Raw genomic sequence first — 16,807 nt, 5'->3', positions numbered from 1 at the left:
ACCATCCGCATCATGTACGTCGAAGACAACGCCGACGTCCGCCATCTCGTCGTCGAGTTGATCGAGCACGAGGGCCGCCGTGTCGTGGCCTGCGCCGACGCTGAATCCGCCTGGGCTCATCTGCAACGTGAGACGTTCGACCTGCTGGTCACCGATGTGAACCTGCCGGGCTGGTCGGGCATCGAGCTGGCCAGGCGCTGGCTCGAAGGCGCGCCGGCACGTTGGGTGATCCTGCTGTCCGGGTATGAATTCCGGGGCAGCCTCGCCAGCCTGGGCAGCCATGTGCGCGCAGTTCCGAAGGAAGATTTCGAGCAACTCGATCAGGTGCTGGCCGAGATCGGCGGGCAGTTGCAGCAACAGCGCGCAGCGAGCGGCCCGCGCGCGCATCGCCCATGAAAAAGCCGGCCCCCTGCGCTGCAGGAGGGCCGGCCCGCGGTCAACGTCGCCGGGCCTCAGCCCATGTGCATGCCGCCGTTGCACGAGAAGTCGGCACCGGTCGAGAAGCCGGAATCCTCACTGGCCAGCCACGCGACGATGGAGCCGATCTCCTCGGGCGTGCCCAGGCGCTTGACGGGAATGGTCGCGACGATCTTCTCCAGCACCTCCGGCTTGATGGCACGGACCATGTCGGTGCCGATGTAGCCCGGGCTGACGGTGTTGACCGTGACGCCCTTGGCCGCCAGCTCCTGCGCCAGCGCCATCGTGAAGCCGTGCATGCCGGCCTTGGCCGCGGAGTAGTTGGTCTGGCCCGCCTGGCCCTTCTCGCCGTTGACCGAGCTGATCTGGATGATGCGGCCCCAGCCCTTCTCCACCATGCCCGGCACCACCTGCTTGGTGACGTTGAACATGCTGTTCAGGTTGGTGTCGATGACGGCATGCCAGTCGTCCGGCGTCATCTTCAGGAACATGCGGTCCTTGGTGATGCCGGCGTTGTTGACGAGCACGTCGATGGCGCCATGCTCGCCGATGGCCTTGTGGAAAGCCTGCACCGTGGAGTCCCAATCGGCGACGTTGCCGACGGACGCATGGAAGGCGTAGCCCGCGGCCTTCTGTTCATCCAGCCACTTCTGGTAGTCGCGGCTGGGGCCGCAGCCGGCGATGACCTTGAAGCCTTCCTTGTGCAGGCGCTGGCAGATGGCGGTGCCGATGCCGCCCATGCCGCCGGTGACGTAGGCAACTTTTTGACTCATGGTTTGTCTCCTGTCGTGGTGAATGTTTTGAGTATCGGTATCAGCGTTCGACGGTCAGTGCGACGCCCATGCCGCCGCCGATGCACAGCGAGGCGATGCCCTTCTTCGCATCGCGCTTGATCATCTCGTGCAGCAGCGTGACGAGCACGCGGCAGCCGCTCGCGCCGATGGGGTGGCCCAGCGCGATGGCGCCGCCATTGACGTTGACCTTGTTCATGTCCCAGCCCATCTCGTTGTGCACGGCACAGGCCTGGGCCGCGAAGGCCTCGTTGATCTCCAGCAGGTCCAGGTCGGCCGGCTTCCAGCCGGCGCGCTCCAGCGCCTTGCGCGCGGCAGGCACCGGGCCCATGCCCATGTAGGCCGGGTCCAGGCCGGCACTGGCATAGGACGCGATGCGCGCCAGTGGCGTCAGGCCCAGCGCGGCGGCCTTGGCCGCGGTCATCACCACCACGCCGGCCGCGCCGTCGTTCAGGCCCGAGGCGTTGCCGGCCGTCACGCTGCCGGCCTTGTCGAACGCGGGGCGCAGGCCGGCCAGCGCTTCGGCATTGCTCTTGCGGTTGATGAACTCGTCGGCCGCGAAGACGACCGGGTCGCCCTTCTTCTGCGCGATGCTGAACGGCACGATCTCGTCCTTGAAGCGCCCCGCGTCCTGCGCGGCAGCCGCCTTCTGCTGGCTGCCCAGCGCCAGCGCGTCCTGCTGCTCGCGCGTGATGCCGTACTTCTTGGCCACGTTCTCGGCCGTGATGCCCATGTGGTACTGGTTGTACACGTCCCACAGGCCGTCGACGATCATGGTGTCGACCAGCTTCCAGTCGCCCATGCGCTGGCCGTCGCGCGAGCCCGGCAGCACATGCGGGCTCAGGCTCATGCTCTCCTGGCCGCCGGCGATGACGATGTCGCTGTCGCCGTCGCGGATGGCCTGGGCCGCCAGCATCACGGCCTTCAGGCCCGAGCCGCAGACCTTGTTGATGGTCATCGCCGGCACCGCATTCGGCAGCCCGGACTTGATGACGGCCTGGCGCGCCGGGTTCTGGCCCACGCCGGCCGTCAGCACCTGGCCGAGGATGACTTCGTTGATCTGCTCGCCCGCCAGGCCGGTGCGGCGCAGCAGGTCCTGGATGACGGCGGCGCCCAGCTCGCTGGCGGGCGTCTTGGCGAGCGTGCCGCCGAACTTGCCGATGGCGGTGCGCGCGGCGGCGACGATGACGATGTCTTCTTTGCTCACGGGATGTCTCCTTAAAAAATGTTCAGGCCTTGACCTTGACGTACCGGCCCGGTGCCGGCTCGATGGATTTGTATTGGCGGTTGCCCGGCGTCTTGGGCGCGGGCTTGAGCGGGCCGGCATGCGAGGCCAGCCAGGCGGACCAGTCGGTCCACCAGCTCCCCGGGTGCTCGGTCGCGCCTTGCAGCCAGGCCTCGGGATCGGCCGGCAGGGCGGCGCCCCTGGCGATCCAGTGGCTGCGCTTGCCCTTGGCCGGCGGGTTGATGACGCCGGCGATGTGGCCCGAGGCGCCCATCACGAAGCGCTTCCTGCCCTTGAAGATCTGCGTGCTGCGGTAGGCCGCCTGCCAGGGCACGATGTGGTCCTCGCGGGAGCCGTAGATGTAGACGGGCGCCGCGATGGCACTGAGGTCCAGCGGCTCGCCGCAGACGGTCAGCTTGCCCGGTTCCTTCAGCTCGTTTTGCAGGTAGGTGTGGCGCAGGTACCAGCAGTACATGGGCCCGGGCAGGTTGGTCGAGTCGCCGTTCCAGTACAGCAGGTCGAAGGCCGGCGGCGATTCGCCCTTCAGGTAGTTGCCGACGACGTAGTTCCACACCAGGTCGTTGGGGCGCAGGAAGCTGAACGTGGTGGCCAGCTCCTGGCCGTGCAGCAGCTGCGGGCCCTGGGGGGCATCGGGGCCCAGCGTGGCCTCGCGCAGCCGCACGCTGGCCTCGTCGACGAAGATGTCCAGGATGCCGTTGTCGGCGAAATCCAGCAGCGTCGTCAGCAGCGTGAGGCTGGCGGCCGGCTGCTCGCCGCGCGCGGCCAACACACCCAATGCGGTGGCCAGGATGGTGCCGCCCACGCAGAAGCCTAAAGCGTTGATCTTGTCCTGGCCCGAGATGGCCTGCACCACGCGGATGGCCTGGATGCCGCCCTGCTCGATGTAGTCGTCCCAGGTCAGCGCCTTGACCTCGTCGTCGGGGTTGCGCCAGCTGACGACGAAGACGCGATGGCCCTGCGACACCGCATAGCGGATCAGCGAGTTGTCGGGCTGCAGGTCCAGGATGTAGTACTTGTTGATGCACGGCGGCACCAGCAGGAACGGCCGCGTGTGCACCTGCGGCGTCAGCGGCGCGTACTCGATGAGCTGGAACAGCGCGTTCTCGAACACGATGCTGCCCGCCGTCGTGGCGACGTTCTTGCCGACCTCGAAAGCGCTCTCGTCGGTCTGCGACACATGGCCGCGCTGCACGTCGTCCCACAGGTGCTGCATGCCGCGGGTCAGCGTCTCGCCCTTGCTGTCGAGCGCGGCCTGCAGCGCCTCGGGGTTCAGCGCCAGGTAGTTGCTGGGCGACACGGCGTCGACGAACTGCTGCACCGCGAAGCGGATGCGCGCCTTGGTCTTGTCGTCGGCCTCCACCGCTGCCGCCATCTGGCCCAGCGTGCGGGCGTTGAGCAGGTAGAGCTGGCTCATGAAGTGGGCCGCCGGATTGGCGCGCCATTCGGCCGCCGCGAAGCGCCGGTCGCCGACCGCCGCAGCCTCGCCGTGGCCCAGCGACGCGTTCCACAGCGCCGTGGCCTGCTTCAGGTAGTCGGACTGCAGCTCGGCCAGCGCGTCGGGCGAGATCTGCGGCAGGTGCGCCATCTGCTGCATCAGCTCCGCCAAGCCCTGTCCCTCGATGCCGTGGGGCGGCGTGGCGTTCTTGTTTTGGCTGGCCAAGCGTGTCTCCTCTGTCGCGCGGGTTACAGCTTAAGCTTGCCACACCCGGCTGACAGCATCTTGTATCCCCGTACGGCCATTTCTGTATTGACGCAACTCATGTATCTCGTCGCCATCGCCTGGGGCTATGTCGCATTGATGATGGCCGCCGCCGAGGCGCTGAGCCCGCAGGGCAGCATCTTCGGCGCGCTGGTCACGCTGCTGCTGTACGGCGTGCTGCCGCTGTCGCTGCTGATGTACATCCTCGGCACACCGGGGCGCAAGCGGCGCCGGCGCGCCGAAGCCGCTTCAGCGCAGGCTGATGCAGGCGGCCATGCGGCCCCGGGGCCGGCCGGCGGCCTCGCCGCGGAACGAGAAGAACCGTGACGCGTCCGTCAGCGTGCACCAGGTGCCGCCGCTGATGTTGGTGACGCCCGCCACAGCCAGGCGCTCGCGGGCCAGCATTGGCAGGTCGGCCCGCCAGCGCGGGTCAGGGCTGGGGCGGTAGAGGAAGCCCGCCTGGTCGCCCGGCAGAGGCTCGCGGCCGAAGGCCTGCACGACCTCGGGGCCCACCTCGAAGGCCTCGGGGCCGATGCAGGCGCCCAGCCAGGCCTTCACGTCGCGCGGCCCGCAGCTCACCGCGGCGCACAGCTCGGCCACCGTGTTCTCCAACACGCCGGCCGCCAGGCCCCGCCAGCCCGCGTGGGCGCCGGCCACGCCGCCGGGCGCCGAGAACAGCACGGGCAGGCAGTCGCCCACGAGGATGGCCACGGCAAGTTCCGGGTCCGTGGACACGGCCGCGTCGGCCCGGGGCGCGTTGTCGTCATGCCAGCCGCGCTGCAGGCGCACGACATCGGCGCCATGCACCTGGTCCAGAAAGATGGGCCGCGCGTGCAGCAGCCCGGCCAGCGCCGCGCGGTTGGCACGCGCCAGCGCCGGGTCGCCCGCCTTGCGTCCGAAGTTGGGGCCGCGTGTCGTCATGAAGGCCGTGGCACCGGGCCAACCCGGCGTCAGCCAGTCCGCGTCATTCAGCATCGGGGCAGGCGCTCGGGTGCGTGGTCGAGAAGGCGGGCAGCGACAGGCAGGCGGCGTTGACGCGCATCACCGTCGGGTAGGCCTGCAGCGGGCAGTCGAAACGCTGCGCGTTGTAGACCTGCGGCACCAGCAGGCAGTCGGCCAGGCCCGGCGTGTTGCCGAAGGCGAACGTGCCGGCCGTCTGCGCCAGGCGCTGCTCGACGATGGCCAGGCCGGTGGCGATCCAGTGGCGATACCAGGCGTCCACCTCGGCTTGCGAATGGCCCATGTCGGTCTTCAGGTGGCGCAGCACGCGCAGGTTGTTGATCGGGTGGATGTCGCAGCCGATGTCCTGCGCCAGCGCCCGCACCTGGGCGCGGGCGACGGGGTCGCGGGGCAGCAGCGGCGGCTCGGGGTGGGTCTCCTCCAGGTACTCCAGGATGGCCATGGACTGGCTCAGCCACCGGCCATCGTCCAGCACCAGTGCCGGCACCAGGTGCGAGGCCTGGTGCTCGGCAAACGTGCCGGCATGCTGCTCGTTCTTCGCCAGGTGGACGCAGGCGTACTCATAGTCCAACCCCTTGAGAGCGAGCCCGATGCGCACACGCCAGGAGGCCGAGGAGCGGTAGTAGTTGTGGAGCTTCATGGCAGGCATTTTGAGCCCTCTAAACTGGGACCATGCCCTTCCCCGCCCGCTTCAAACACTGCCCCGCCTGCGGCGCCGCCGTGGAATACCGCATCCCCGCCGACGACAACCGCGAGCGCGCGGTCTGCACGGCGTGCGGGACCATCCACTACCAGAACCCGCTGAATGTGGTGGGCACGCTGCCGGTGTGGGAGGCGGATGGCCGTGTGCTGCTGTGCCGCCGCGCCATCGAGCCGCGCCGCGGGCTGTGGACGCTGCCGGCCGGCTTCATGGAGCTGGGCGAGACGACGGCCGAGGGCGCGCTGCGCGAGACGCAGGAGGAGGCCGGCGCCGACGTGGAGATGTTGCCGCTGTACACCGTGCTCAATGTCGTGCGCGTGGGCCAGATCCACCTCTTCTACCGCGCGCGGCTGCGCTCGCCGACATTCGACCCCGGGCCGGAGTCGCTGGAGGCCAGGCTGTTCGCGGAGGACGAGATCCCCTGGGACGACATCGCGTTCAAGACGACGCGCGAGACGCTGCGCTGCTTCTTCGACGACCGCCGCGCCGGCAGCGGGTTCAGCCTTCACGAGATCGACATTCCTTGATCGAGGAACGCACGGCGCGCATCATCGGCAGCGTCTCCAACGACGCGGGGCGGGCCATGTCGACACGGCGCATGTGGTGCAAGACGGGGCTGGGCTGGATGGGCTCGCTGGCACTCGCCAGGCCGGCGCATGCGGCGCCGCTGCGTGCCGTCGGCTCGCAGTTCGCGCGCCTCTTCGAAGGCAGCGAGGGCCTGGCGCCCAAGGGCCTCGCGGTGGACCTGCTGGGCCAGCTGTTCGGAGACAACGTGCGCTGCGAATGGGTGCCGTGGTCACGTGCGCAGTTGATGGTCGAGCAGGGCGAAGCCGACATCCTGATCGGCCCCTACCGCACGCCGGAGCGCGAGACGCGCATGCTGTTCAGCGTGCGCTCGTTCTACTCCGACGCGATGGTCTGGTACGTGCGCCGCGGTGATGAGTCGCGCTGGACGGGCGAGTACGCCGATCTCGCCCAAACGCCCGTGGCCGCCGTGCGCGGCTGGGCCTACGGCAGCCGGTTCGAGCGCATGAAGACGGGCCTGGGCCAGCTCACCTGGGTGCAGGGTGTGGACGCCGGGCTGCAGATGCTGACCCGGCGCCGCGTGGACCTGTTCGCGGCCAACGACCGCAACTGCATGCCCGTGCTGCAGCGCCTGAACCTGGCGGACGCCGTGACGCGCTGCTCGCCGCCGCTGGACGTGCTGCACGGCCACATGGCGTTTGCGCGCAGCGCCGGCGGCGAGGAGCTGTCGCGGCGCTACGACCAGGCCTTCGAGCAGTGGCTGCGCACGGGCGCGGCGACGGAGTTGTATCGCCGCTGGGGCGTGGACCGCCCCGTCACGGCGACCTGAGGACGCACCCGACGGATGCCTGCTACCGCCCGCCCAGCACGCGCGCCGGCAGCATGACGAGGGCGCGCAGCAGGCCGAACACACCCTCGACCGCGATGCCCAGCAGCCTGAAGGGCAGCGTGATCAGCCACACCAGCGGCCACAGCAGCAGGGCAAGCAGAGCCAGCGGCCAGCAGATCACGAACAACAGGCACCAGAGCAGGAAGCTGAACATCGCGTTCTCCTTCTTCGGTCTTACTTCGCCGGCTGACCCAAGCCGGGCTTGAGATATTTGTCGAGGAACTCCACCATGCGGCGGTTGCCCTCGATCTGGTTCTTCTTCTTCGAGAAGCCGTGGCCTTCGTCGTCGAACACCAGGTAGTCCACCGGCACGTTGTTCTTCTTGACCGCCGCGACGATGTCGTCGCTCTCGGCCTTGATGACGCGCGGGTCGTTGGCGCCCTGGATGACCATCAGCGGCTTGCGGATTTCCTTGGCGTGGAACAGCGGCGACGTGGCCATCAGGAAGTCGCGGTCCTTCACCGGGTCGCCAATCTCCTGGTAGAGCGCGGCGCGCTGCGCTTCCCAGTACGGCGGGATGCTCTCCAGCGTGCGTATCCAGTTGGCGACGCCGAAGATGTCGATGCCGACCTTGAACGCCTCGGGTCGGAAGGCCATGGCCGACAGCACCATGTAGCCGCCGTAGCTGCCGCCGACGATGCCAATGCGCTCGGGGTCGATGACGCCGGTGCTGGCGAGATAGGTCTTGGCCTCGATGCAGTCCCACAGCGGCTCGCGGCCGTGCTTGCCGTCGTCCGCCGTGAAGAAGGTCTTGCCATAGCCCGAGCTGCCGCGGTTGTTGATACCCAGAACCGCGTAGCCGTTGTTGGCGAAGTACTGCATCAGCGCCGAGTAGCCGCGCATCGTCTGCCCGCCCGGGCCGCCGTGCACGAAGACGATGGCGGGCACCTTGTGGGTGGGCGACGCTTCCTTGGGCTGCAGGTAGACCGACGGGATGACCATGCCGTCGAAGCTCTTGAAGCGCACGATGGACGCATCCACCAGTTCGGCCGGGTCGATGTCCTTGGACAGGCTCTGCGTCAGCTGCCTGGGCGCCGCATTGGTGCCCACGTCGGCCACGAACAGGTTGCTGGGCGAGCGGTCGCCGTTGACGTAGAAGGCCATGCGCTTGCCGCTGCGCGAGAAGGCCACGCCACGCACCTCGCCGCCGGGCAGCTTGGGCAGCGCGATGGGCTGGCCGTCGCGGTACAGGCGCAGCGCGATGCTGGCGTCGGCATTGACGCCGGTGACGCGGTGGCGGCCGTCGCGGGAGTAGTAGCTGTAGACCACGTCCCAGTCGGCCTTCTCGACCTCGCGCGTCTTGCCGGTGGCCATCTCGTAGGCGACGACGCGGGTGAACTCGCCGCCGTCGTTGCTGGTCATCAGCAGCTCGCGGCTTTGCGGGTCGAACTCCTGCGCGCTGTACTGGGCCACGCCCTGGTGCTTGGTGATGTGCTTGATCTCGCCGCTCTTCAGGTCGGCCAGATGCACGTCGCTGTCGGCGGTCGTGTTGGTCTTGCCCAGCGCCAGCCAGCGGCCGTCCCGGCTGATGTCCATGCCCTGCCAGCCGCCTTCGTTCTTGAAGACCAGCGTGCGGGCATAGGTCTTGGCGTCGTAGCGGTAGAGGTCGAAGAACTTCGGGTCACGCTCGTTGGTGGCGACGTAGAAGGCCGTCTCGTCGCCGTTCCAGTCGACGAAACGCGCCTTCAGCTTCTCGCCCGGCGTCAGGTCGCGCTCGCTGCCGTCCAGCTCGCGCACGTACAGGTGGTTGAGCTCGTTGCCGGCCTGGTCACGGGTGTAGAGGAAGCGGTCGTCCTTAGGGAAGTAGCCGACGGCGTAGTGACTGTCGGTCTTGGAGTTCGTCAGCTGCACCGGCTTGCCGCCGCCCACCGGCATCGCGTAGACGTTGAAGATGCCGCTCTCGTTGCTGTGGAACAGGATGCGGCTCTCGTCCGCCGAGAAGCTGGCGCCGCCGATGTTCACGGTGGCCATGAACTGCTCGATGGTGTAGCGCTTGGCCGGCTTCGGCGCCGCTGCGACTGCGGCCGCAGGCTTTTCTGCGGCCATCACGGCCTGCGGCGCGGCGGCCAGCAGCGCCAGGGACGCGACGAGGGTCAGCAAGGGTCGGCTCATGGCGTCTCCGTTCAATGAAGTGGGCAGACTCTAGCCAGCATCGTCGCCGACGCCATCAGGGTTGTGACGAAGCGGCGGATCCGAGGGACAGACGGTTCAGAGCATGGGCTCGCCCGCCACGTAGCAGGCGGCGAGGTTGCGCTCGTCGGCCAGCGTCATCCACGCGAACACGCGCTCGTGCAGCTCGCGGGCCACGCCGTCGCGCAACTGGGCCACGGGGCCTTGCGACCAGTGCCAGACGCAGATGTCGGCCGTCTGGCCCACCGACAGGCCGCCGATCTCGTGGCCCAGCCGCAACGCCTCGGCCGCGCCTCGCGTGGCGGCGTGCAGGCCGGCCCAGGCGGTGAGGCGTTCGCCGCGCAAGGCCTGGATCTTGTAGGCGTCCTGCAGGTTGCGCTGCAGGCTCAAGCTGGTGCCGCCGCCCACGTCGCTGGCCAGGCTGACGTTGAAGGACGCGCCGGGCCAGTCGAACAGCCCGCTGCCCAGGAACAGGTTGCTGGACGGGCAATGCGCCACCTGCGCGCCACGGCTGGCCAGCAGCCGCTTGTCGGCCTCGTCCAGCCAGATGCCGTGGGCCAGCACGGCGCGCTCGTGCACCAGGCCCACGCGCTCATACACGTCCAGGTAGCTGCGCGCATCGGGGTACAGCTCGGCCACCCAGGCGACCTCGGCGCGGTTCTCGGCCACGTGGGTCTGCATGTAGAGGCTGGCGTCGGCGCGGCACAGCGCGCCGGCCATGGCGAGCTGCTCCGGCGTGCTGGTGGGGGCGAAGCGCACGGTGACGGCGTAGGCCAGCCGGTCGCGGCCGTGGAAGCGGTCGATCAGGTCGATGCAGTCCCGCTCGGCCTGCACGACGTCGTCACGCAGGCCGTCCGGCGCGTGGCGATCCATCAGCACCTTGCCGGTGACGAGGCGCATGCCGCGCCGGGCCGCGCCGTCGAACAGCGCCTCGGCCGAGGTCTTGTGCACGGTCGGGAAGACCACCGCCGACGTCGTGCCGCTGGCCAGCAGCGCGTCCAGGAACACCTCGGCGCCGACGCGACTGCGCTCGGGGTCGGCGAACGCGCATTCGGCCGGGAAGGTGTAGCGCTTGAGCCAGTCCAGCAGCTCGGTGCCATACGAGGCGATGACCTCCAGCTGCGGGCAGTGCACGTGGGTGTCGATGAAGCCGGGCAGCACCAGGTGGCCGGCATGGTCCTTGCGGACCCAGGTGTCGTCCGGTGCTGCCGCCTGGCGCCCGACGATGCGGCCGTCCTCGATCAGCAGCCAGTGGTCGCGGTCGAAACGCACCGCGGGCGAGGCGGTGTCGCCCCAGGCCGGTGCGGCGGTGAAGTCCAGCAGATCGCCCCGCAAGGCCCATCGGCGCGGACTCTGAACGAATTTTTCCTGGTTAGTAAAACTCATGTGGCAATTCTGAGGCAACGCCCGACAATTCGGAGCAGCATGAAGACCCGACACAACACTCGACCTGTGCGCTTTTTCCACCGCGGCGAGATCGTCGAGGTGGCCCACCTGCCGCCGACGACCACCGTCCTGCAGTACCTGCGCGAGCATGCCGGCTGCACCGGCACCAAGGAAGGCTGCGCCGAGGGCGACTGCGGCGCCTGCACCGTCATCCAGGGCGAGCTGGGCGCAGACGGCCAGTTGCAGCTGCGCAACGTCAACGCCTGCACGCAGTTCCTGCCCACGCTGGACGGGCGCGCGCTGCTGACCGTGGAAGATGTGGGCAGCCCCGGCCAGCTCAACCCCGCCCAGCAGGCGCTGGTGGACTGCCATGGCTCGCAGTGCGGCTTCTGCACGCCTGGCTTCGTCATGACGATGACGGCTTGCTACGAGAGCCACCAGGCCGCCGGCACCACGCCCACGCGCCAGCAGCTGGCCGACGCGCTGGCCGGCAACCTGTGCCGCTGCACCGGCTACCGACCCATCCTGGACGCCAGCGAGCGCATGTTCGAGGCGCCCCCCCGCTGTCTGCCGCGCGAGCCCATCGTCGACGCGCTGCGCGCACTGGCCGCCGATACCCCGTTGGACTACAGCCAGGCCGGCGCCCGCTTCCATGCACCGCACAGCATCCACGACCTCGCGCTGCTGCGCGAGACCTGCCCCCAGGCCACGCTGCTGGCCGGCTCCACGGACGTGGGGCTGTGGGTGAACAAGCAGTTCCGCGACCTGGGCGATGTGATCTACACCGGCCGCGTGGCCGAGCTGCGCGAGATCCGCAACGAAAGCGACGGCCTTTGGATTGGCGCGGCCGCGACGCTGGAAGACAGCTGGGCCGCGCTGACCGCCGCCGTGCCGCGCTTGCGCGAGCTGTGGCTGCGCTTCGCGTCGCCGCCGGTGCGCCATGCCGGCACGCTGGGCGGCAACATCGCCAACGGCTCGCCCATCGGCGACGGCGCCCCGGCGCTGATCGCGCTGGGTGCGGACGTGATCCTGCGCCGCGGCACGCAGCAGCGCCGGCTCAGGCTGCAGGACTTCTACCTGGACTACATGAAGAAGGACCTGCAGCCCGGCGAGTTCATCGAGGCGCTGCACGTGCCGCTGCCGACCAGCGACTGGCGCTTCAGCGCGCACAAGATCGCCAAGCGGCACGACAGCGACATCTCGGCCGTCTGCGCCGTGCTGGCGCTGCGCGTCGAGGCCGGCGTGGTGCGCGAGGCGCGCTTCGCCTTCGGCGGCATGGCCGGCATCGTCAAGCGCGCGGCTGCTGCCGAAGCCGCCGTGGTGGGCCAGCCCTGGAGCGAACCCGCTGCGAAGGCCGCCGCTGCCGCGCTGCCGCAGGACTTCAAGCCCATGACCGACATGCGCGCATCGAGCGCGTACCGGATGAAGGTCGCGCAGAACCTGTTCACCAAGCTGTGGCTGGAGACCGGCGGCGCTCGCACGGTGCCCATCGGCATCTGGCCATCGATGCAGGAGGAGCCGGCATGAACAAGCCTGAACTGCTGCCCGGGCTGCAGCCGGTGGTCGGCACGTCCACGCCGCACGAGTCCGCCCACCTGCACGTCAGCGGCGCGGCGCCCTATACCGATGACCTGCCCGAGCCAGCCGGCACGCTGCATGCGGCGCTGGGCCTGTCGCCGCTCGCGCATGGCAAGCTGACCGGCATCGACGTGGCACGCATCCGGCGCATGCCCGGCGTCGTCGCCGTGCTGACGGCGGCCGACATCCCGGCGCAGAACAACTGCGGCCCGCTGCTGCACGACGACCCCATCCTGGCGGCCGACGAGCTGCGCTATGTCGGCCAGCCGGTGTTCGCCGTCATCGCGACGGACCGCGAGCTGGCGCGGCGCGCGGCGGGGCTGGCGAAACAGGTCATCCAGGCCGAGCCGCTGCCGCCGGTGCTGACGGCGCTCGCGGCCCACGCCATCGGCCAGTACGTGTTGCCGCCCATGCACCTCACGCGCGGCGAGCCGGCCGAACACCTGGCCACCGCGCCGCACCGCCTGCAAGGTACCTGGAGCCTGGGCGGCCAGGAACAGTTCTACCTGGAAGGCCAGATCAGCCTGGCCGTGCCGCAGGAAGGCGGCGAGGGCCTGCTCGTGCACTGCTCCACGCAGCACCCGAGCGAGATGCAGCAACTCGTGGCGCATTGCCTGGGCTGGCACGCCCACCGCGTCGTCGTGCAGTGCCGGCGCATGGGCGGCGGCTTTGGCGGCAAGGAAAGCCAGTCGGCGCTGTTCGCCTGCGTGGCCGCCATCGCGTCGCTGAAGCTGAAAAAGCCCGTCAAGCTGCGCGTGGACCGCGACGACGACTTCCTCGTCACCGGCCGGCGTCACGGCTTCGACTACCGCTGGGACGTGGGCTTCGACGCCGATGGCCGCATCCTCGCCGCCGACATCGACCTGGTCTCCAACGCCGGCCACAGCGCCGACCTGTCCGCGCCGGTCATGGCCCGCGCGCTGTGCCACTTCGACAACGCCTACTGGCTGCCGCACATCGCCATGCACGGCTACTGCGCGAAGACGAACACGCAGAGCAACACCGCCTTCCGCGGCTTCGGCGGGCCGCAGGGCGCCATCGCCGTCGAGATGATCCTGGACGGCATCGCCCGCCAGCTCGGCGTGGATGGCACCGTCGTGCGCGAGCGCAACTTCTATTCGCGCGGCAACGACGTGACGCCCTACGGCCAGCCCGTCGAGGAGCTGCACGCCCAGCCACTGACGGCGCAACTGCTGGCCAGCAGCCGCTACGCCGAGCGCCGTGCCGAGATCGCCGCGTTCAATGCGGCGAGCCCGGTGCTGAAGAAGGGCCTGGCCTTCACGCCGGTCAAGTTCGGCATCTCGTTCAACGTCGCCCATCTGAACCAGGCCGGCGCATTGGTGCACGTCTACACCGACGGCTCGGTGCTGGTGAACCACGGCGGCACGGAGATGGGCCAGGGGCTGAACACCAAGGTCGCGCAGGTCGTCGCGCACGAGTTGGGCCTGCCCTTGAGCCGCGTGCGCTGCTCGGCGACCGACACCAGCAAGGTCGCCAACACGTCCGCCACGGCGGCGTCCACCGGCAGCGACCTGAACGGCAAGGCCGCCCAGGACGCGGCGCGCAAGATCAAGGCGCGGCTGACGGCCTTCGCGGCCGAGCGCCTGGGCTGCGCGCCGGAACTGGTGGCATTCGAGGGCGGCCAGGTCAGCGGCGGCGGGCAGAGCGAGTCGTTCGACAGCCTGGTCGCCGCGGCCTACCTGAAGCGCATCCAGCTCTGGAGCGACGGCTTCTACGCCACGCCCGGCCTGCACTGGGACCGCGCCAAGCTGCAAGGCCACCCCTTCTACTACTACGCCTGGGGCGGCGCGGTCTGCGAGGCGCTGGTGGACACGCTGACCGGGGAGAGCCGCATCACGCGCGCCGACCTGCTGCACGACGTGGGCAGCAGCCTGAACCCCGCGCTGGACATCGGCCAGATCGAAGGCGGCTTCATCCAGGGCATGGGCTGGCTGACGATGGAGGAGCTGGTGTGGCACCCGGTCACGGGCCTGCTGACGACGCACGCGCCCAGCACCTACAAGATCCCGACCGCCAACGACTGCCCGCCGGAGTTCCGTACCGAGCTGTTCGGCGTGGCCAACGCCAGCGAGACTATCCACCGCAGCAAGGCCGTGGGCGAACCACCACTGCTGCTGGGCTTTGCGGCCCTGCTGGCCATCAAGGACGCCTGCGCGGCCTGCGGCCCCGAGAGGTGCGACCCGCCGTTGCGCGCGCCGGCCACGGCCGAGGCGGTGCTGAGCGCCATCGACGCCGTGCGATGAAGGCGCTGGCCCTCGCGCTGCTGCTGGCGCTCGCGGGCTGCGCGGGCCCGCCCCCCGCTCCCGTGCCCGCGCCGCCCATCGTCGCTGTCGAGGCCTGGGGCGGCGCGACGGCCCCGGCGAGCGCCGCACCGCAGCGCATCACCCACATCACGCTGCACCACCAGGGCGAGATCTGGCACGACGGCGCGGACGTGCCGGCCTACCTGCGCCGGCTGCAGCAGTGGTCGCGCCAGACCAAGCACTGGTCGGACATTCCCTACCACTACGTCATCGCGCCGGACGGCCGCATCTACGCGGCCCGGCCGCTCGCGCAGGCGGGCGACACCAACACCGAGTACGACCCGCGCGGCCACGCCCTCGTCATGCTGCTGGGCAACTTCGAGGAACAGCAGCCCACGCCCGCGCAACTCGACGCCGCCGTGGCGCTGACCGCGTGGCTGGCGCACACCCACCACCTGGGTGTGGACGCGATCGCCAGCCACAAGGACTTCAGCCACCAGACGGTCTGCCCGGGCAGGAATTTCTACGACGCCTACCTGGCGACGGGCTGGTTCAAGGCCGAGGTGGCCAGGAAGCTCTAGCGCTTCTGCGCCGCCACGACGGCCTGCGTGCGCGAGGTCACGCCCAGTGCCTTCAGCACGGCGGCGACATGGTCCTTCACGGTCTCCACGCTGACGCCCAGCTCACGGGCGATGAGCTTGTTGGACAGGCCTTGCGTCAGCAGGTGCAGCACGTGCTTCTGGCGCGGCGTCAGCGGCAGTTCAGCCCAGTCGCCCGGGGTGGGCGCATTCGCGGTCGCAGGGGGCGTCAGCTCGTCGACGCGGGGCTTCAAAGGCGGCACATAGGTGCCGCCCGCCAGCACCAGGTGCAGCGCCTGCACCAGCGTGTTCAGGTCGCTGCGCTCGGGCACATAGCCCATCGCGCCGGCGCCCAGCGCCTGCAGCGCCTCCTCGGTGCCGTCGCTGCCGGAGATGACGACCACCGGCAGCAGCAGGTGTTCGCGGTGGATTTGCTGCAGCAGCTCGAAGCCGCCGTCCATGCGCAGGTCCAGCAGCACCAGGCGCGGCTGGGCCTGCACCAGCGCCTCGCGCGCCGCGGCGACGCTGTCCACGCCCAGCACCTGCGCACCGGCGAAATGCTGCTCGATCAGGCCGGTGAGCGCGGCGCGCACCATCGGAAAACCATCGACCAGCAGGACCTGCATCACCCCTCCCTCGTTGAGAAGCTGATGATAGTCAACGCAGCGCCGCCGCCAGCAGCGGTTTGGCCCAGGCGGGGATGCTGCGCAGCGGCGCATGCTCGATGACGCGGCCCGCCTGCAGGTGCAGCAGCAGCACCGGCTGCGGTCGGCGCCCCAGGCGCGGGTCGGCCTCGAAGCTGTTGTCGTAGACGCGCAGGCTGGCGAGGTGCGGCATGAGCTTCACGAGGTTGCTGCGGCTGGCGTCGAAGCGTTCGCGCACCTTGGCGGGTGGGATGTCATGCCCGCCCGCCGCCACGCGCGCGGCGATGCGGCGCAGGTGCAGCTCCGGCGTGGCCAGGCCCGCGAACCACATGTGCACTTCGGCGCCCGCCCTGGCGCCTTCGGTCAGCAGCCTGGCGATGCTGGCGCCGCCCAGCGTCGTCTCGAACGCATAGGTCAGACCTTCGGAAAGCGCCTTTTCGAGGCCTTGGCGGCCCAGCGTCCAGGCCTGGCCGTTGGCCTGTTCCATCGACAGGCCCGGCTGCTGCTCGCGCAGCCGGGCGGCGGCGATGTCGGGGTTGAAGAACGCCGCGCCGCTGGCCTGCAACGCCGCGCCGCCCAGCGAACTCTTGCCGGCCCCATTGACGCCGGCCAGCACGAAGAGCCGGGCCGGCACTCAGGCGGCCTTGCGCGCCGGTTTGCGGGGTTTGGCGGCCTTCACGGCCGCGGCGCCAACGGCGTCGGGCGCCATCGCGAAGGCATCCGCCATCGCGTCGCCCTGGCCCTGCATGCGCGCCAGCATCGCGTCGAACTCGCTGCCCAGCGCCCCCAGGTCGGGCTCGGCGGCGCGCTGCAGTTCGCGGTAGCGCTCCACCGACATCAGCACATAGGCCGGCTGGTCGTGCTTGGTGATGAGCACCGCGCCATGGGCCGCCACGGCGCGGCCGACCTTCTGGATGCCGGCCACCAGCTGCGTGGCCGACACGCTGGGCAACTGGCCGGTGACGGGCTGATCAAGGAAGACGGACATGGCTGCACTCCC

General features: G+C 69.8%; 18 protein-coding genes. 7 read left to right on the top strand and 11 right to left on the bottom strand.

Annotated features, from left to right (window positions below; genetic code table 11):
• Positions 1–12: 12 nt before the first annotated feature.
• Complete coding sequence (locus ACO07H_RS08425) at positions 13–396, top strand: response regulator (RefSeq protein WP_422013048.1); 384 nt, start codon at positions 13–15, stop codon at positions 394–396.
• A gap of 56 nt (positions 397–452) precedes the next feature.
• On the opposite strand, the gene phbB is transcribed toward ACO07H_RS08425, so the two are convergent.
• Genes phbB through phaC form a run of 3 tightly spaced genes read right to left on the bottom strand, consistent with a single transcriptional unit; the run spans position 453 to position 4,048 of the window.
• On the bottom strand, positions 453–1,190 hold the full coding sequence (gene phbB, locus ACO07H_RS08420; RefSeq protein ID WP_422013046.1) for an acetoacetyl-CoA reductase: 738 nt from the start codon (positions 1,188–1,190) through the stop codon (positions 453–455).
• A gap of 40 nt (positions 1,191–1,230) precedes the next feature.
• Positions 1,231–2,415, bottom strand: a complete 1,185-nt coding sequence (locus ACO07H_RS08415; RefSeq protein ID WP_422013044.1) for an acetyl-CoA C-acetyltransferase — start codon at positions 2,413–2,415, stop codon at positions 1,231–1,233.
• Between the two features lie 22 nt (positions 2,416–2,437).
• Positions 2,438–4,048, bottom strand: coding sequence for a class I poly(R)-hydroxyalkanoic acid synthase (gene phaC / locus ACO07H_RS08410; RefSeq protein ID WP_422018610.1), 1,611 nt, complete (start codon positions 4,046–4,048; stop codon positions 2,438–2,440).
• 165 nt (positions 4,049–4,213) lie between these two features.
• On the opposite strand from phaC, the gene ACO07H_RS08405 reads away from it, so the two are divergent.
• Positions 4,214–4,480, top strand: a complete 267-nt coding sequence (locus ACO07H_RS08405; protein WP_422013042.1) for a hypothetical protein — start codon at positions 4,214–4,216, stop codon at positions 4,478–4,480.
• Here ACO07H_RS08405 and ACO07H_RS08400 read toward each other — a convergent pair.
• Both ACO07H_RS08400 and maiA read right to left on the bottom strand, forming a co-directional pair.
• Positions 4,403–5,128 (bottom strand): polyphenol oxidase family protein, encoded by a 726-nt coding sequence (locus ACO07H_RS08400; protein ID WP_422013040.1) that lies wholly within the window; start codon positions 5,126–5,128, stop codon positions 4,403–4,405. The genes ACO07H_RS08405 and ACO07H_RS08400 overlap by 78 nt on opposite strands.
• Positions 5,118–5,753, bottom strand: coding sequence for a maleylacetoacetate isomerase (gene maiA, locus ACO07H_RS08395; RefSeq protein WP_422013038.1), 636 nt, complete (start codon positions 5,751–5,753; stop codon positions 5,118–5,120). Before maiA ends, ACO07H_RS08400 begins: the two co-directional genes overlap by 11 nt.
• Before the next feature lie 32 nt (positions 5,754–5,785).
• On the opposite strand from maiA, the gene ACO07H_RS08390 reads away from it, so the two are divergent.
• Together ACO07H_RS08390 and ACO07H_RS08385 are read left to right on the top strand one after the other, a co-directional pair.
• On the top strand, positions 5,786–6,340 hold the full coding sequence (locus tag ACO07H_RS08390) for an NUDIX hydrolase (protein ID WP_422013036.1): 555 nt from the start codon (positions 5,786–5,788) through the stop codon (positions 6,338–6,340).
• On the top strand, positions 6,337–7,167 hold the full coding sequence (locus ACO07H_RS08385) for a substrate-binding periplasmic protein (protein ID WP_422013034.1): 831 nt from the start codon (positions 6,337–6,339) through the stop codon (positions 7,165–7,167). Before ACO07H_RS08390 ends, ACO07H_RS08385 begins: the two co-directional genes overlap by 4 nt.
• Positions 7,168–7,189: 22 nt before the next feature.
• Here the strand turns inward: ACO07H_RS08385 and ACO07H_RS08380 are convergent, their stop codons facing one another.
• From ACO07H_RS08380 to guaD, 3 genes are all read right to left on the bottom strand, one after another.
• Complete coding sequence (locus ACO07H_RS08380) at positions 7,190–7,381, bottom strand: hypothetical protein (protein ID WP_422013033.1); 192 nt, start codon at positions 7,379–7,381, stop codon at positions 7,190–7,192.
• Between the two features lie 20 nt (positions 7,382–7,401).
• Positions 7,402–9,339, bottom strand: a complete 1,938-nt coding sequence (locus ACO07H_RS08375) for a prolyl oligopeptidase family serine peptidase (protein ID WP_422013031.1) — start codon at positions 9,337–9,339, stop codon at positions 7,402–7,404.
• A gap of 96 nt (positions 9,340–9,435) precedes the next feature.
• Positions 9,436–10,743, bottom strand: a complete 1,308-nt coding sequence (gene guaD, locus ACO07H_RS08370) for a guanine deaminase (RefSeq protein WP_422013029.1) — start codon at positions 10,741–10,743, stop codon at positions 9,436–9,438.
• Between the two features lie 39 nt (positions 10,744–10,782).
• Between guaD and xdhA the strand changes: the two genes are divergently transcribed.
• Genes xdhA through ACO07H_RS08355 form a run of 3 tightly spaced genes read left to right on the top strand, consistent with a single transcriptional unit; the run spans position 10,783 to position 15,166 of the window.
• Positions 10,783–12,270: a xanthine dehydrogenase small subunit gene (xdhA, locus tag ACO07H_RS08365; RefSeq protein ID WP_422013027.1), complete on the top strand. Its 1,488-nt coding sequence runs from the start codon at positions 10,783–10,785 to the stop codon at positions 12,268–12,270.
• On the top strand, positions 12,267–14,585 hold the full coding sequence (gene xdhB, locus ACO07H_RS08360) for a xanthine dehydrogenase molybdopterin binding subunit (RefSeq protein WP_422013025.1): 2,319 nt from the start codon (positions 12,267–12,269) through the stop codon (positions 14,583–14,585). Before xdhA ends, xdhB begins: the two co-directional genes overlap by 4 nt.
• Positions 14,582–15,166: a peptidoglycan recognition family protein gene (locus ACO07H_RS08355; protein ID WP_422013023.1), complete on the top strand. Its 585-nt coding sequence runs from the start codon at positions 14,582–14,584 to the stop codon at positions 15,164–15,166. Before xdhB ends, ACO07H_RS08355 begins: the two co-directional genes overlap by 4 nt.
• Here ACO07H_RS08355 and ACO07H_RS08350 read toward each other — a convergent pair.
• Genes ACO07H_RS08350 through ACO07H_RS08340 form a run of 3 tightly spaced genes read right to left on the bottom strand, consistent with a single transcriptional unit; the run spans position 15,163 to position 16,795 of the window.
• Positions 15,163–15,789, bottom strand: coding sequence for a response regulator transcription factor (locus ACO07H_RS08350; RefSeq protein WP_422013021.1), 627 nt, complete (start codon positions 15,787–15,789; stop codon positions 15,163–15,165). The genes ACO07H_RS08355 and ACO07H_RS08350 overlap by 4 nt on opposite strands.
• Before the next feature lie 31 nt (positions 15,790–15,820).
• Complete coding sequence (locus ACO07H_RS08345) at positions 15,821–16,441, bottom strand: AAA family ATPase (RefSeq protein ID WP_422013019.1); 621 nt, start codon at positions 16,439–16,441, stop codon at positions 15,821–15,823.
• Positions 16,442–16,795: a type II toxin-antitoxin system prevent-host-death family antitoxin gene (locus tag ACO07H_RS08340; RefSeq protein WP_422013018.1), complete on the bottom strand. Its 354-nt coding sequence runs from the start codon at positions 16,793–16,795 to the stop codon at positions 16,442–16,444.
• Between the last annotated feature and the right edge of the window lie 12 nt (positions 16,796–16,807).

Source organism: Roseateles sp., assembly GCF_965229315.1.
In the GTDB taxonomy this organism is placed as follows: Bacteria; Pseudomonadota; Gammaproteobacteria; order Burkholderiales; family Burkholderiaceae_C; genus Pelomonas.
This window is presented reverse-complemented; position numbering and strand designations above follow the sequence as displayed.

What these genes read in the sequence shown, in the direction of transcription:
- ACO07H_RS08425 (WP_422013048.1), top strand. Translation starts at nt 13, where the DNA reads ATGTACGTCGAAGACAACGCCGACGTCCGCCATCTCGTCGTCGAGTTG.
- phbB (WP_422013046.1), bottom strand. Translation starts at nt 1,190, where the DNA reads ATGAGTCAAAAAGTTGCCTACGTCACCGGCGGCATGGGCGGCATCGGC.
- phaC (WP_422018610.1), bottom strand. Translation starts at nt 4,048, where the DNA reads ATGCAGCAGATGGCGCACCTGCCGCAGATCTCGCCCGACGCGCTGGCC.
- ACO07H_RS08405 (WP_422013042.1), top strand. Translation starts at nt 4,214, where the DNA reads ATGTATCTCGTCGCCATCGCCTGGGGCTATGTCGCATTGATGATGGCC.
- ACO07H_RS08400 (WP_422013040.1), bottom strand. Translation starts at nt 5,128, where the DNA reads ATGCTGAATGACGCGGACTGGCTGACGCCGGGTTGGCCCGGTGCCACG.
- maiA (WP_422013038.1), bottom strand. Translation starts at nt 5,753, where the DNA reads ATGAAGCTCCACAACTACTACCGCTCCTCGGCCTCCTGGCGTGTGCGC.
- ACO07H_RS08390 (WP_422013036.1), top strand. Translation starts at nt 5,786, where the DNA reads ATGCCCTTCCCCGCCCGCTTCAAACACTGCCCCGCCTGCGGCGCCGCC.
- ACO07H_RS08380 (WP_422013033.1), bottom strand. Translation starts at nt 7,381, where the DNA reads ATGTTCAGCTTCCTGCTCTGGTGCCTGTTGTTCGTGATCTGCTGGCCG.
- ACO07H_RS08375 (WP_422013031.1), bottom strand. Translation starts at nt 9,339, where the DNA reads ATGAGCCGACCCTTGCTGACCCTCGTCGCGTCCCTGGCGCTGCTGGCC.
- guaD (WP_422013029.1), bottom strand. Translation starts at nt 10,743, where the DNA reads ATGAGTTTTACTAACCAGGAAAAATTCGTTCAGAGTCCGCGCCGATGG.
- xdhA (WP_422013027.1), top strand. Translation starts at nt 10,783, where the DNA reads ATGAAGACCCGACACAACACTCGACCTGTGCGCTTTTTCCACCGCGGC.
- xdhB (WP_422013025.1), top strand. Translation starts at nt 12,267, where the DNA reads ATGAACAAGCCTGAACTGCTGCCCGGGCTGCAGCCGGTGGTCGGCACG.
- ACO07H_RS08355 (WP_422013023.1), top strand. Translation starts at nt 14,582, where the DNA reads ATGAAGGCGCTGGCCCTCGCGCTGCTGCTGGCGCTCGCGGGCTGCGCG.
- ACO07H_RS08350 (WP_422013021.1), bottom strand. Translation starts at nt 15,789, where the DNA reads ATGCAGGTCCTGCTGGTCGATGGTTTTCCGATGGTGCGCGCCGCGCTC.
- ACO07H_RS08340 (WP_422013018.1), bottom strand. Translation starts at nt 16,795, where the DNA reads ATGTCCGTCTTCCTTGATCAGCCCGTCACCGGCCAGTTGCCCAGCGTG.